A 404-nucleotide genomic window follows, 5' to 3' on the forward strand; every position below is an offset into this window, starting at 1 on the left:
TCTTTGGCTGCTGGTTTCGCTGCTGCTTCTGGGTTAACTTTAGCAATCTCACCTGTACCAGAGTCTTTAGCCGCATCAACACCTGCTTGGTCGGTAGCCGCATCTACTGCGTCCTTAGCCTTAACTGCCTCAGAGTCTACTTCTGCTTTCGCTGCTGCTTTCTCTTCAGCTGTTAAGTCATCACGAGCATCAATCGCTGCCTTCTTATCCGCTGCTGCCTTGTCGATAGCTTCTTTGGCTGCTGGTTTCGCTGTTGCTTCTGGGTTAACTTTAGCAATCTCACCTGTACCAGAGTCTTTAGCCGCATCTACACCTGCTTGGTCGGTAGCCGCATCAACTGCGTCCTTAGCCTTAGCTGCTTCTGCATCAACTGTGGCCTTAGCTGCATCCTTCTCTTCTTGAGT

Annotated in this window: 1 protein-coding gene; it reads right to left on the reverse strand. The window is 50.5% G+C overall.

Going from position 1 to position 404, the window contains the following annotated elements; all coding sequences use genetic code 11:
- The coding region (locus E5983_RS09545) for a DUF1542 domain-containing protein (protein WP_160333530.1) at positions 1-404 on the reverse strand (404 nt) is incomplete at both ends.

Origin of the sequence: Streptococcus danieliae (genome assembly GCF_009767945.1) — a bacterium.
GTDB classification, from domain to species: Bacteria; Bacillota; Bacilli; order Lactobacillales; family Streptococcaceae; genus Streptococcus; species Streptococcus danieliae.